Below are 14412 nucleotides of genomic sequence, written 5' to 3'. Positions count from 1 at the left end.
GGGGCTTGTGGCTCCGTTATCGTGGCCGCTGCTTTGCGACGGGGGTCCCATCTTCTTTGATAGCGTTTGCAGTACTGCAACCGTGTAGTGTATATTCTATCCCGATTGGAGTGTAAAAGATGCTGAAAAATGGCGGATTTTCAATGAAAATCGTTACTGAGAAAATCATTGTAAAAATGAAAATGATTGCAAAAGATAGTTGCGCAAGATAGCCCCTATATGAACCGTTTTGCAAATGATATGCGTGCATAAAGCACGATATTTCAGCGCTTCCTATATGAAATTGGAAAACTGTGCTGCAAAGTATTTGCAATTTGCGCAACCCGTAGTGCGGGGGTGAGGTAGGGGTTGCCACATCTGTTTTTAGCGGAAAACCGTCGGGGTGACAAGGGGTGGTGTGCCCATCGAGTTGGCTTAGGAAGCGCGCTGGCTGAACCGTATCGAATTTCTCATTGAGACAAGCATGGTCTGCGGTATGTTTTTTCGTATTACGTTGTGTTCTTGAAAATATGAATATATTCCCCGAAATTCGATTCGTTTTATTCTTAACAATGAGGTACAGTATTTCACGTAGTTATTTACAATAAAGGAAGGATTTACATGTCCGTTCTTGATGGTTTCAAAGAAGTTGGCGAAAGAACTGGTGGCAAGTTGACCATGACGGTCATGCTTGAATCCGTTCGTTTTTCCAAGGGTGTTTCCGAAGTTCTCGGACGTCCTGAATACGTCAAGCTGCTGGTGAATTACGAGCGCGGCAAGTTCGCAATCCAGGTATGCGATGAGAATGACGATTTCGCTCTTCAGTTCAATGCTCCGAACGCCGATACGCCGTCTTCCGTCACCACCCGCAACCTTGACCTGCTCGTTGCGACGCAGAAGTTCTTCACCTTCCCGGAAGTGCCTGCAGACAAGATCGCCTTCTTCGCTCTGGACGGCGAATATCACAGCGATGAGCGCGTGATCATCTTCGATGCCAAGAACGGGGTCCGCAGCGGCACCGTCGGCAAGCGTGGTCCGAAGGCCGGTCACGGCGGCCGCAGGCGCAGGAAGATCGATGACGTCAAGGAAGCCACGGTGATCGGTTCCAACAATGCCCTGTGAAATCGGCGATATCCCAGTGATATTTAAGATCGTAATATAGTTTGAGCTCCGTAATATCTTCGAATATTACGGAGCTCAAACTATATCATCATCGAATCAATCAATGATGATCAATCGCGATTTAATAGCAGTGATTGGCCAGCCAGTACGTGTAGGCTCCCTGAATGGAACCATAACGCTGCGCGCAATAACCCCAGAACCACTTGAGCTGAGTCTGATAATTGGTGGCCCAATCGGCGCCCGCGCTCACCATCTTGCTGCCAGGCAACGCCTGGGGCAGACCATAGGCGCCCGAACTCGGATTCGTTGCGGTGACGCTCCAGCCGGACTCGTGGGTGATGATGTATACGGTGGCGGTGAAATCGGCTTCGGTGTAGCCGTTCGACAGCAGATAATCGTGAGCCCACTGCTGCATTTCGCCCGCCGGCACAGTGGTGCCGATCGACGCGGAAGCGCTGGAGGACGACGACGAAGTGGAGCCGGTGCCGACGAGAATGACCTTGTCGACCGGAGCCTTCTTCACATACGAGCTGATCATATTGGAGGAGACCACGGTGTCGCCGGACTTGGTTACGAGGTTCGTGGTTTCCATCACGCCCTCTTCGCCTTCCGTCTCAACCTTCTCCTGGCCTTCCGGCAGGCTTGAGGTTTCCTTCTTGACGACATTGAAACCGATGGCGGTGTCGGAAACCTCAACGCTTGCGCCGGCACGCTGAATGGTGATTACGGTCTTCTCATCCACCTTGGTGGTGAGCGAAGGGGAGACCGTGTCTTCCGGTTCGAGCGTGATGTCTCCCGCGTCGAGCACGGACTTCACGTCGGTGAAATTGGTACCGGGCACCACGCGCGACTTGCCGTTGATCTTCACGGTGACGTACGAGGTGTCTCCATTGAGCAGCTCACGGGCGTTGCCACGGGATGCTTCGGCGGAATCGGTGACGGAGAAGGCCGTGACCTGATTGGCCGTGTTCTGCTCCGCGGAGGTGTAAAGATTGCGCGACACAATGCCGCCGGTAGCCAACAGGCCCACCGCCGCGACCGTTGCGGCGATCTTCACCAGCGAGGACTTGCTCGGCATGGCGAAGGTAGACGATCGGGCGTGCTTGCTGTGGTTAGCCATTCTGCTCCTAAACGCGCGTTCAGATCCTCGACGAATTCACACATGCACGGCATGCGGTGCGCCGCCACTTCAGGCTTCGCCGGAAAGCGCATATCCAACGCGACATTCTACTCCATGCCATGGAATCCGGGCGAGCGCATATGTAACAGGCAGGCAAAGCGGGCATGCAAAACAAGCGTGCAAAGCAAAAAGGTGCCGTTGATGTTTCGCCATCGAACGGCACCTTTGCGATCCTTTGATATTCGCCTTATTGCGCCTGTTCCGTAGCCTCTTCGGCAGCGGCCGCATTGACGTCCAGCTCCTTGGCCTGGGCGATCAGATCGTCCAGATCCGACGCGCGCAACGCGCCAGCCTGCTGGAATACGATCTGCTGGTTCTTGATCACCATCAAGGTCGGCACGGCCTGCACTTTGGCGGCGGAGGCGAGATCCGGATTCTGGTCGATATCGACCTTCGCGAAATAAATGTCAGGATTCGCTTCGCTTGCCTTTTCGAACGTCGGGCCGAACGCACGGCACGGACCGCACCAGGTTGCCCAGAAATCCACGAATACCAGATCGTTGGATTCGACGACCTGATTGAAATCCTGCGAAGTGACCGCATGCGTTGCCATGATTGCTCCTTGCTGTTCGTTCCATCGACGCGCGTGACGGGCTACGCCCCTCGTATGCGATTGCTTTGGAGTATATAACCGCGTCCCAACCCGCCGCATTCCCGGCATATGCAATATCCGCTGTCAGAAGAATCGTCTTTCGGCGCATTCTTTTCCAGCCAATTCACACAAGATGCGTGATAATGGGACTATGCCAGTGATGAATGATGAAGTGCCCGACGAGGGCGATTTCGATGCAGGCCGTCGTCGCGGAGAATTCGACGACATTACGCCGGAGGATTTCATTCGCGGAATAGGTAATCCTCCAGGATGGCTTGCTTCCGGCGAAATCAACCGTATGCGCGGCGAAATGCCGATTCCATACGTGCTTGTGGTGCCGGTGCGCACCGATGATCTGGGGCGTGTTTCACAGGTCGGATCGTTGCTTCGCGTGTCTGACGACGGCAGTATCGAGCGAACGCTGATTGCCGGGCGCGTGCTCTATCACGAATCGTTGCGTGAGGCCGTGGCGCGTAATGTCGCCAAGGATTTGGGCGATATCGCGTTGCCGCAGCTGCCGGTGAGTCTGCAGCCGTTCACCGTGGCCGAGTTTTTCCCGACGCCGGGACTATCCGATTATTTCGATTCCCGCCAGCATGCGATCGCATTGTGCTACGTGGTGCCGATCGCGGGCGACTGCAAGCCGCAGGATGAGACGCTTGACGTGGAATGGGTCAACACGAACAGCGAGATCCTCGACACTTTCATAAACCAGATGAGCAACGGATATGGCACGATTGTGCGTCAGGCGATCGCTTGGGCCGGCAGGTAGCCGACAGGCTTATGGTTGACGTCGAAACCGGTCGGCCGTGGGCGCCAGGAAAGCGCGTGGCAGCTTGCGAATGCAGGCAGCGCAAGCGATAGATACATAGGCAATATAGGGGAGAGGAACGGAGTGAGACGATGACGATCGAATTACATAATAACGTGTATTGCGAGGGCGAGGGGCTTCCCGTGGTGCTGGTGCACGGGTTCCCCGTGGACCACCGCATGTGGGACGAATGTGCGGAGGCGTTGGAGGCGGCCGCTGTGGAACATGGTGTGAAACGGTTCCCGATCTGGGGTCCCGACATGCCCGGTGCGGGAGAAGGGCCGATTCCTTCCGATGAGATCAGTGGCGGCAAAGACGCGGACGGCGCTTTCCCGAACGGTTTGGACCATATGGCCGACGCCTATGTCGCGATGTTGCATGCGGCCGGTTACGACAAGGCGATTTGGGCGGGCCTTTCGATGGGCGGCTATCTGGTTCTCGACATTCAGCGTCTGCACCCCGAAGCTGTTGCCGCGTTGGCATTGTGCGACACGAAGGCCGCGGCGGATTCCGCGCAGATGCGCGCGAAGCGCATCGCGATCGCCGAAGCATGTGAATCGACGGGCACGCATGAGCCGGTGATGGGATTTGCGGCATCCACACCTGAGGATTCCACCATCAAACAGTCGGCCGCCTACCGTGAACAGTTCACGACGTGGATCAACGAACAGCCTGCCGAAGGCATCGCATGGCGTGAGCGCATGGCGGCTGGGCGCCCGGATCTGAACGATGTGTTGCCTGCGATTACAGCACCGGTTGCGGTGATCTGCGGCGACAAGGATCCGTCGAGCCCTCCGAGCGTGATGACGCCGATCGCCGATGCGATGACAGGCACGAGCGCGGATATGACGGTGATATTCGATTGCGGGCATTTCAGCGCATACGAGCATCCGCAGGCGGTTGCCGACGCGCTGCTCGCGCTGGTGCGCAGGGTGCAGTAGCCGGTATTTTCCGCCGCTGCCGTCAATATCGCAATCAGAAATACAAAAAAGATATAAAAAAATAGAAAAGAAAATACGGAATAGAGAAAAAATATCCGCTCTATCAATCGTATTCAAGGAAAGAAGCAAGCGATGAGCGTGTTCTCACCATTGGCGCTGACTCAGGCACTGCCGTTCCTGCCACTTGCGCAAGGTGACATCGACTATGAGGTTTCGAGACGCGGCGAACCCGACCTGTTCGACACGGCGCTGCTGGAGCCGGCCACGAAGGTCGTTCTCGTCAAAGACGGCATGGTGGCGGTGCCGCGCGGACAGGGAGCCATCGCGGACTACGCCAACGTGCATATGCGTCTCGCGCAATTGCCCGGCGCCTACGTGGCGGCGGAACTGCACACGCATCCGACGGCGCTCGCCATATTCCTTGGATCGTATGGCGGCAAACGCGACGAACACGTGGTCGCCGTTGACGTGTCTCGCGTGAAAGCCGCGGAGACGGTGGCCGCAAGCAGCGAGCATATGGGCGCGGACGATGCGTTCGGCGAACAGCACGAACCGGAAGCGAAAACGTCGAAATCGTTGCTGGAAAGCGCTGCGGAACGATTCGACTGGGTCGATCTGCGCGGATTCGCACCGCATGCCAGCGCGCGCGAGGCAGGCCAGGCCACGACGGCGATCTCGCTGGGCGTATGGCATGCGCGCCAACGTCATTGCCCCACATGCGGCGCTCCGACCGAACCGGCGTTGGGAGGATGGGCGCAACGCTGCACCAGCGAAGCGGACGGCAAGCGACTGCTGTTCCCCAGAGTGGAACCGGCCGTCATCACGGCGATCGTGGACCATGAGGACCGTCTGCTGCTGCAACACAACAGCGCATGGCGCAACACCGGACTGTACTCCGTATCGGCCGGCTTCGTGGAAGCCGGAGAAAACCTGGAGCATGCCTGCCGGCGCGAAGCCAAAGAGGAAGTCGGCATAGACATCGGCGAACTCAAATACTTGGGATCGCAGCCATGGCCGTTCCCCGCATCGCTCATGATGGCGTTCAAAGGCGTGGCCAACACCACCGACGTGCGCGTGGACGGCGACGAGACCCTGCAGGCGCGTTGGGTGACCCGCGACGAATACATGAACGAGTTGGTGGCAGGGCGTATGGAAGCTCCCGGAAAGGCCACCATCGCCCGCTACATGATCGAAGAATGGCTCGGCCACGACCTCCCGTAACAAGTTTCGGCACTGCTCTAGGGAAATACATACGATTGACGTAGAATGAGCTTTCATGAGCGAAGAAAACGATAACAAGCCGAATCTGGATGTGCCTGAGCATCTTGAATATTCCGACGAGCATGTGTGGGTGGATGCTTCCACCGAGCCGGCCATGGTGGGTATCACCGAATATGCGGCCGACCAGCTTGGCGAACTCGTGTACATCGATCTGCCGGAAGTCGGCACCGAAGTGCAGGCGGGCGACGAGGTGGCGGAACTGGAATCCTCCAAGGCGGTCACGCCGCTGGTCACTCCGGTGGCCGGCGTGATTCGCTATGTGAACAACGAGGCCGCCGACGATCCAAGCATCGTAACGGGTGACCCGTATGGCGAAGGCTGGATTTTCAAAATCGAACTTGAGGATGACGAGCCGGGACTGCTTTCCTCCGAGGAATACGCCAACATCGTGGCTCAGTGAACGGCACGATTCGGGAAATTGGATGGGAAATCATCGGTATTCCCTGAAAAATCCCTGATTTTCACGCTGGGGTACCAGGTAATTCAATAATCGCCTTTATAGTGGGGTTATGACCGAACCGCAGCCGTTGCCCCAGCGTGAACCGGATTCCATATCCGAAGATGACATGCCGACCGTGCCCATTCCCGCACGCAAGGTGGTCACCACCTTCGACGCGGCTTCGAAACACGAACGCATCGAAGTCAAGCCTCCGCTGACACGACTGTTCCGCCGCACCATTACCAGAGCGTTCAACAAGTGGGTGACGTTCTCAACAAGCATGGTGCTCAATCTCAACTGGTATCCGCGCGTGGAACCATATGTCGGCTACGGCACCGAACATTACTCTCGACTGATCTGCCGAACCGTGTACGGGCCCTTCAAACGTCAGGCGGGCCGTCTGACCCGTGGCATCCGTGCCATGCTCACCATCCCCTCGCCGCATACGAAGGTGCGCATCGCCATCGACGGCGTGCCCCTCGAAACCGTGCAGGTGGGCGCGTCCGAAGTGCACGACGAAGTGGACGCGCAGCGCAATGTCTCCAGTGAATTCGCAGCCTCCGATTCCGCAGGATATCTCGATCTCGTGGCCGAACATTCGCTCGAACCGGGCGTGCACGACGTGTCATACAAGGTACGCAGCCGCAAACCGGTCACAGCCAACCTGTTCACCATCCCCAGCGGTACGAAAGTCGGCGTGATCTCCGACGTGGACGACACCATCATGGTCACGCAGGCGCCAAGCCTGATGAAAGCCGCCTACAATCTGCTGCTGCTCGATCCAAAGAAGAAAATGCCGGTTGCGGGCATGAACCTGCTGTTCAACCGCATTGCGGACATGTTCCCGGACGCGCCGTTCTTCTACCTGTCGACATCGCCATGGAATGTGGAAAGCTCGATCCGGCATTTCATCGCCAACCATGGTTTTCCGGAAGGTCCGCTGCTATTGCGCGACCTCGATCCTCGCCCGAAAACGTTCATTCCTTCCGGAGTGCAGCACAAACTCGAGTATGCCGAACAATTGATGGCTGATTTTCCTGATATGAAGTTCATTCTGATCGGCGATGACGGGCAGAGGGATCCGACCACGTACGCCACGATCGCACGCCGATACCCAGGGCGTGTGCTGGCGATCGGCATCCGGCAGTTGTCTCCACGCGAAGTCGCCGGCAATCTCGGCACCGTTGCGGGGCGTGCGGTCACGCAGCCGATCCCGGTCACCGATGTCCCGGTATTCACGGGAACGACCGGTTCGAATCTGATGAAAACCATGCTGCCGTTCCTGAAACAACAGATGGGCGTCTGACTTTTTCGTACGCCCGGAGCAGGGGGTGCGTGCCGCGTGGGATTGGGAATGCAATGCCGGTATAATCGCGTGCATGACTGATTTTCGGGGTGAACAGGGCGCAACGGGCGCGCGAGAAAGCGACGAAAGCGTGCAAGACAAATGCGGGATGCCGATCGCGAAGCGTGTGCCGAAGGAGCGCGTATTCCACGGCGACACCTTCATCGACGAGTACGAATGGCTGCGCGACAAGGAATCGCATGACGTGCAGGATTACGTCGCCGCGCAGAACCGGTATTGCGAGCAGCGCATGGAACCGTTGAAAACCCTACGCTCCACACTGTTCGACGAGCTCAAGTCGCACGTTCAGGAAAACGACATGTCCGTGCCGACACGCATGGATGGCTACTGGTATTTCGTACGCACCCAGGAGGGCCAGCAGTATGCGGTGCAATGCCGTGTGCCTATTCGAGGCGCAGACGATTGGGATCCGCCAACCATTGAAATCGGCGTGCCCATCGACGGCGAACAAGTGGTGTTCGACACCAATGCCGAAGCGCAAGGCCATGATTTCTTCCGTATCGGCGGCATGGATATTTCCAAAGACGGACGTTGGATGCTGTACGGCACCGACACCAGCGGCGACGAACGTTACGATTTCCGCATCCGCAGCTTGGAAACCGGCAAGGAACTGCCGGAAGTGTTCAAGGGCATCGGTGGCGCCTGCTTCACACCGGACGCGCAATGGGTGTTCTATGTGAAGCTCGACGACGCGTGGCGTCCATACGCGGTGATGAGGCACCGCGTCGGCACTCCCATCGTCGACGATGTGGAGGTGTACCGCGAACAGGACGAACGATTCTGGGTTGGCATCGGCCTGTCGTTCGACGAACGCAATCTGGTGATCGGCACCGGGTCGAAGACTACCACCGAAGTGCTGCTGCTTTCCACCGACGATCCGGAAGGCGAATTCCGCGCGTTCATTCCGCGCGAGCAGGACGTGGAATACGACGTGAGTTTCAGCCGTTTCGAAGGTGCCGGCGAACGCGGTGAGGATATTCCGCTCGCCGTGGTCTATCACAATGCGTTGAACCCGAATTTCGAAATCGATGTGATCGACATGCGCTCCCATGAGCCCCCGTACCGTTTGGGTGAGGGCGTGCGTGTGGCCGTCGGTTCGCCGTACGGATGCGAGCACGGCGACGAGGTCGAACCGGGCGCTTCTGAGATGCCGATCGGCACACCGTATTCCAATCCCTGCAATCCAGCCATTTTGCAGGGCGCGCATGGTCTTGGCATTGAGGGGATCTCGATTCACCGGCATTATGTGGCGCTGCAGTACCGGGCGGAAAGCCTGACGCATATTGCGGTGATGACGAAGGATGCCGCTGCGGAGGATTTTCTTGCGGGGCGTCCATGGAAGTTCACCGAGCTGGTTCCCCACGCGTTGGAAGACGATTGGGATGTCGACGAGTCGGTGGACGAGATCAACGAGGAACGTGCCGAAGTGTGGGGCGCGCTCGACCAATTGGCCGCCGCGCAAGGCGAGGGGTCGGCCGTGCATGGGGTTTCCCGCAAGGCGATGACCTCATCGGATGGTGCGACCGCCGATGCGATGCCGGGGGAGACCCGGCGCTTGTATTCGATTGGTGTGGGAGGCAATCCTTCGTATGATGCGCCCCGCATGCGCTACTCGTTCTCCAGTTACACGCGTCCCGGCGAACTGCATGATATCGATCCGGCGACCGGCGAGGATCGCCTGTTGAGGCGTGCCACGGTGCTTGGTGGATTTGAACCGCGCGAATACATGGAGCGCAGGGTGTGGGTCACCGCCCGCGATGGCGAGCGCATTCCTGTTTCCTTGGTGTGGCGCAGGGATGTGCCTGCGTGTGATTCGGCGATGTTCGTTACCGGGTATGGCGCGTATGAGATCAGTTCGGATCCGGGATTCTCGGTGTCTCGCATCAGCATGCTTGATCGTGGTGTGCTTTATGCGGTGCCGCACATTCGCGGCGGCGGTGAGATGGGTCGTGCTTGGTATGAGCAGGGGCATTTGCTCAATAAGAAGCATTCGTTTGAGGATTTCGTTGATGCCGTGCGTGCGTTGCAGTGTGCCGGTTTGGCGTCGCCTGCTCGCACGGTGGCCGATGGCGGTTCCGCCGGTGGCCTGTTGATGGGTGCCGTGGCGAATATGGCTCCCGAATGTTTCGCGGGCGTTGAGGCGGATGTGCCTTTTGTGGATGCGTTGACGTCGATTCTTGATCCGTCGTTGCCGTTGACGGTTACGGAGTGGGATGAGTGGGGCGATCCGCTGCATAATGCGGACGTGTATCGGTATATGAAGGAATATACGCCGTATGAGAATGCGCCGTCTGATGCAAATGATGCGCGGGTTGCGGTTTTTCCCAAGATTTTCATTACCACGTCGATGAATGACACTCGTGTGCTGTATGTGGAGCCGATGAAATGGTTGGCCCGACTGCAGCGTGCAGGCGTGGATGCCGTGGCGAAGATTGAGGTTGAGGCTGGTCATGGGGGTACGTCTGGAAGGTACAAGCAGTGGGAGGAGATCTCCTATGAGAATGCTTGGTGTCTTGGCGTGATGGGTATTACCAGCTGATTAGGCTGTGCGATTTGTGAGATTCGTATGATTCATGCTTTTCGTGTGTTTCGTACAGGAAAGCGGCATGGAGTGTCCATTAGTTGAGCGTTTTAAGTCCACGTGCTGATTCGTTGACTAGAGTCGCGTGCTATGAGTGATTCTGCAAAGAAGTACACCATCGCCGTCATTCCGGGCGATGGCATTGGCAAGGAAGTGACTCCGTGGGCTCAGAAGGCTCTGGAGAAGGCGGCCGAGGGCGTTGCCGAATTCGATTACGAGAATTTCGATCTTGGCGCCGAACGTTACCTGCGTGACGGTGCGATTCTTCCGGAAGAGGAAGAGGAACGCATCAAGAAGACCGACGCGATCCTGTTGGGCGCAGTCGGCGATCCGCGTATCAAGGCCGGCATTCTCGAACGTGGCCTGCTGCTCAAGCTCCGTTTCGATCTCGACCAGTACGTCAACCTGCGTCCGTCCAAGCTGTACAAGGGCGTGACCTCCCCGCTCGCCAACCCGGGTGATATCGACTTCGTCGTGGTGCGTGAAGGCACCGAAGGCCTGTACTGCGGCGCCGGCGGAGCGGTTCGCCGCGGCACCCCGAACGAGGTGGCCACCGAAGTTTCCATCAACACCGCCTACGGCGTGGAACGTGTGGTGCGTTACGCCTTCCAGCTGGCCATGAAGCGCAGGAAGCATGTGACCCTCGTGCACAAGAAGAACGTGCTCGTCAACGCCGGAGACATGTGGCAGCGCATCGTCGATAAGGTCGCCGAGGAATATCCGGAAGTTTCCCACGACTATCTGCATATCGACGCGACCACCATTTTCATGGTGTCGAATCCGTCCCGCTTCGACGTGATCCTCACTGACAACCTGTTCGGCGACATCATCACCGACGAGGCAGGTGCCGTGGTCGGCGGTGTCGGATACTCCGCTTCCGGATGCATCAACGCTTCCAACGAATACCCGTCCATGTTCGAGCCGATTCACGGTTCCGCACCGGATATCGCAGGCCAGAACAAGGCCAATCCGACCGCCGCGATCCTTTCCGCGGCCATGCTGCTGCGCCACCTCGGTTTCGACGACGCCGCGGCCAAGATCGATGCGGCCGTCGAAGCGGACATCGAAGAGCTGGGATCCGCTACCCGCTCCACCGACGAGGTCGGACGCGACATTCTGGCACGCATGTGACATATGATCCGGAACGCATGATTGCGCCGGATATGTTCGCCTGTTGAGACGCCTGTCGAAATCGAGTTCATGCTTGAATTCGACAGGCGTCTCGCATATTCAGGGGGATTTCAGGGATTGCTTTCAGGGTGGATGAAAGCAACAAGGCAAATTATGGGATATTGTTGAAACCATGAGTGACAACAATGCCGATTACAACGGTTCCGGCCAAGACGAGTATTTCGCGACGAACGATTCAACTCAAGCCGATTACAGGCAGTCGCAGGATGGCTACAATCAGCCTGCATCACAGCCGCACAATCCCGACCCGTACGCATCGCAGCAGCCCGTGCAGGGATATGCCCCGGGTACGCAGGGCAACAACATCCCCGGCGGTACGTACGGCAATGGTCAGCCATATGGTCAGTCGGCTGCCTACGGTTCGTCCGTCCCCGCATATGGCTCGGCCGCTCCCGCTTACGGGCAGCCGACTCAGCCTGCGCAACCTGCACAGCCCATCTACGGCCAGCCGACGTACGGACCTACGGATTACGCACAATCGGCGCAGACCCCCTATTATCAGGAGCCGACTCAGCCCCAATACACGCAGTCCGCATACAATCAGCCACCAACCTACGCGCAGCAGACCTACTATCAGGCGACCCAACAGCAGCCCGGCTATGGCTACGCGCAGAAGTCGAAGATCGTCGCCGGCCTGCTCGGCCTGTTCCTCGGCACCCTCGGCGTGCACAACTTCTATCTGGGATACACCGGCAAGGCCGTGGCCCAGCTGTTGCTGACCCTGATCGGATGGATCATCCTCATCGGACCGATCATTTCCGGAATCTGGGCTCTGATCGAAGCAGTCCTCATCCTGTGCTCCAGCTACGGGTCCAACTGGCACCGCGATGGGCGCGGCCAAGAACTTCAAGATTGATGGGCAGAGGGCTGTATAAGCAGCCGGGCGGCAAACTCGTAGGGGTTTCCGTCCGGCTTTCTGATGACATTCCAGCATATTTCCGCGAATGTGCAAGTTCCATCCAATCCGTGGAACAATGTCGGATCGACGGCGATTTCTTTCTTGACGGCGATGACAAGGATTCCCGCCGACTATTGCAGGATTGGGAAAACTTGCTGCAAAGCCAGCGAGGCGCGCCCACACGCGACATTACGCGACGATTGCAAGCGATTACCGCGAACTATCCGAACGTGCGATTGGTGGGTATGACGGCAGAAGGCATTGCCATCGCTTTTCTCCGCGCAATCACAGGCAGTGAATCGCGTAATGCGGAAGATGCAACGGGCAACGGAAATATCGCGAGGTCCACGAAACAATATTCCGGGGAACAACCGGGAATGCATAATGCGCTGACACAAGAGGAATATCTGGAACGCTGGCGGGACCTGAAACCGACCGTCATCCACGACAAGCCGCGCGACCCGAACGAACAAATGGAAACCGACATCGCATGGGCGCGCGAAGTGGCGGCAGGCAAACGCGAACCCACGCTGCGTATCTGGGAATGGGCCGCTCCGGCCGTGGTCATCGGCAAATTCCAGTCGCTCGAAGACGAAGTCAATACGGCGGTCGCGCAGAAGGAAGGATTCACCGTGGTCCGACGTTGCACCGGCGGCGGGGCGATGTTCATCGAACCGGGCAATACCATCACCTACTCGTTGTACGCGCCGTTCGATTTCACCCAAGGCATAAGCATCGAGGAATCATACCGGCTCTGCGATTTCTGGCTGGTGCGCGCGCTTAAGGAACTCGGGCTCGACGTACGATTCGCCGGACTCAACGACATCGCCACGCAATACGGCAAACTCGGCGGAGCCGCACAACGCCGATTCACACCAGTAGAGGGAGGGCCTGGCGCCATACTGCACCACGTGACCCTCGCCTACGATATCGACGCGGAAAAAATGGGGCGGGTATTGAACACCTCACGTGAGAAAATGTCGGACAAAGCGGTGAAATCAGCGGTAAAACGAGTCGATCCAATGCGCTCGCAGACGGGCATGAGTCGTGAAGACGTGGTTGAACGGCTGCTCGACGCCGCCAGGCGAGTTACAATGTAGCCCGATGGTCGAAGCCGCCCCTGATATCAAGGGCAATGAGAACGTTACGAAAGCTTGGTGTTCCGTGAGGGCATGTGGAATCGCAACAAGCTTTCGAAGCCGCGGCAGCGCGCCCGGCAACACGCCTGGCGGCGTGCCCAGAGGATGTGCCTATGAACGGAGGTGTGACAAATGGCTACGCCAAACGAGACCAATAGTGGACCCAGTGGCGAAAGCGCGACGTTGCTGCACACCGCGTTGTTCAAGCAGGTTTCTTCCGAAGAGGCGGAGGAACTGCTGCCGCATCTGCAGCATGCCGAATACAGCAAGGGCGACTATATTTTCCGCGAAGGCGACACCGATCACCGCATGTATCTGCTGGAACGCGGGCGCGTCAAACTGATCCGGCAATCGTCCGACAGACGTGTGCAGTTGTTGAGCATTCATGCGTACGGCGAAGTGCTGGGTGAGATTCCGGTGTTCGATCCGCATGGTGGACCGCGCACCGCGTCCGCCGTGGCCATGACCAGTGACACGAAAGTCGTATGGCTTGAGCATGACGCCCTGTTCGCATGGCTTGACGAGCATCCGCGCGTGGCCGTCGACATGCTTCAGGTGCTCGCGCATCGCATGCGTGACAACAACGAGCGCATTTCGGAGCTTGTGTTCATGGACGTGCCGGGACGTTTGGCGAAAACGCTGCTGAATCTGGCGTCACGCTTCGGCGAGCCGGTCGAGGCGGGGTTGAAGGTGCCGCACGATCTGACGCAGGAGGAAATGGCGCAGCTGGTCGGTTCGTCGCGCGAGACGGTGAACAAGGCGCTGATGGATTTCGCCAACCGTGGATGGATTGCGCGTGAGGGCCGTTCCATCATCATCTACCAGCCTGGCATGCTTATTCGACGATCGAGACGATAATTTTCGACTGTTTTCCAGTGTTTTTCAAGTTTTA

At 57.8% G+C, this 14412-nt stretch carries 13 protein-coding genes; 11 read left to right on the top strand and 2 right to left on the bottom strand.

The window, feature by feature from the left end; translation table 11 throughout:
* The first annotated feature begins 600 nt into the window (after positions 1-600).
* Positions 601-1101, top strand: coding sequence for a hypothetical protein (locus BBPC_RS07430; RefSeq protein WP_004221266.1), 501 nt, complete (start codon positions 601-603; stop codon positions 1099-1101).
* 121 nt (positions 1102-1222) lie between these two features.
* Here the strand turns inward: BBPC_RS07430 and BBPC_RS07425 are convergent, their stop codons facing one another.
* Both BBPC_RS07425 and trxA read right to left on the bottom strand, forming a co-directional pair.
* On the bottom strand, positions 1223-2221 hold the full coding sequence (locus BBPC_RS07425; protein WP_004221269.1) for an aggregation-promoting factor C-terminal-like domain-containing protein: 999 nt from the start codon (positions 2219-2221) through the stop codon (positions 1223-1225).
* A gap of 247 nt (positions 2222-2468) precedes the next feature.
* On the bottom strand, positions 2469-2834 hold the full coding sequence (gene trxA, locus BBPC_RS07420; protein ID WP_004221272.1) for a thioredoxin: 366 nt from the start codon (positions 2832-2834) through the stop codon (positions 2469-2471).
* Positions 2835-3024: 190 nt separating this feature from the next.
* On the opposite strand from trxA, the gene BBPC_RS07415 reads away from it, so the two are divergent.
* From BBPC_RS07415 to BBPC_RS07370, 10 genes are all read left to right on the top strand, one after another.
* Positions 3025-3645, top strand: a complete 621-nt coding sequence (locus BBPC_RS07415; protein WP_033524328.1) for an NUDIX hydrolase family protein — start codon at positions 3025-3027, stop codon at positions 3643-3645.
* Positions 3646-3776: 131 nt separating this feature from the next.
* On the top strand, positions 3777-4625 hold the full coding sequence (locus tag BBPC_RS07410; RefSeq protein WP_004221280.1) for an alpha/beta fold hydrolase: 849 nt from the start codon (positions 3777-3779) through the stop codon (positions 4623-4625).
* Between the two features lie 132 nt (positions 4626-4757).
* Complete coding sequence (nudC, locus tag BBPC_RS07405) at positions 4758-5846, top strand: NAD(+) diphosphatase (RefSeq protein WP_004221282.1); 1089 nt, start codon at positions 4758-4760, stop codon at positions 5844-5846.
* A 55-nt stretch (positions 5847-5901) separates the two neighbouring features.
* On the top strand, positions 5902-6306 hold the full coding sequence (gene gcvH, locus BBPC_RS07400) for a glycine cleavage system protein GcvH (RefSeq protein WP_004221283.1): 405 nt from the start codon (positions 5902-5904) through the stop codon (positions 6304-6306).
* A 109-nt stretch (positions 6307-6415) separates the two neighbouring features.
* Complete coding sequence (locus tag BBPC_RS07395) at positions 6416-7651, top strand: App1 family protein (protein WP_004221286.1); 1236 nt, start codon at positions 6416-6418, stop codon at positions 7649-7651.
* 148 nt (positions 7652-7799) lie between these two features.
* Positions 7800-10250 (top strand): S9 family peptidase, encoded by a 2451-nt coding sequence (locus tag BBPC_RS07390; protein ID WP_117659770.1) that lies wholly within the window; start codon positions 7800-7802, stop codon positions 10248-10250.
* Between the two features lie 132 nt (positions 10251-10382).
* Positions 10383-11423 (top strand): 3-isopropylmalate dehydrogenase, encoded by a 1041-nt coding sequence (locus BBPC_RS07385; protein ID WP_004221290.1) that lies wholly within the window; start codon positions 10383-10385, stop codon positions 11421-11423.
* Between the two features lie 172 nt (positions 11424-11595).
* Positions 11596-12339, top strand: a complete 744-nt coding sequence (locus tag BBPC_RS07380; RefSeq protein WP_004221293.1) for a TM2 domain-containing protein — start codon at positions 11596-11598, stop codon at positions 12337-12339.
* A complete protein-coding gene (locus BBPC_RS07375) occupies positions 12339-13481 on the top strand; it encodes a lipoate--protein ligase family protein (RefSeq protein ID WP_004221294.1) in 1143 nt (380 codons plus the stop codon). The genes BBPC_RS07380 and BBPC_RS07375 overlap by 1 nt, the downstream gene beginning before the upstream one ends.
* Before the next feature lie 171 nt (positions 13482-13652).
* Positions 13653-14378, top strand: coding sequence for a Crp/Fnr family transcriptional regulator (locus BBPC_RS07370; protein ID WP_004221295.1), 726 nt, complete (start codon positions 13653-13655; stop codon positions 14376-14378).
* Positions 14379-14412: the final 34 nt, after the last annotated feature.

It is taken from the genome of Bifidobacterium pseudocatenulatum DSM 20438 = JCM 1200 = LMG 10505, assembly GCF_001025215.1.
Lineage (GTDB): Bacteria > Actinomycetota > Actinomycetes > Actinomycetales > Bifidobacteriaceae > Bifidobacterium > Bifidobacterium pseudocatenulatum.
The sequence above is the reverse complement of the archived record's forward strand: the minus strand, read 5'-3'. Positions and strand labels throughout refer to the sequence as shown.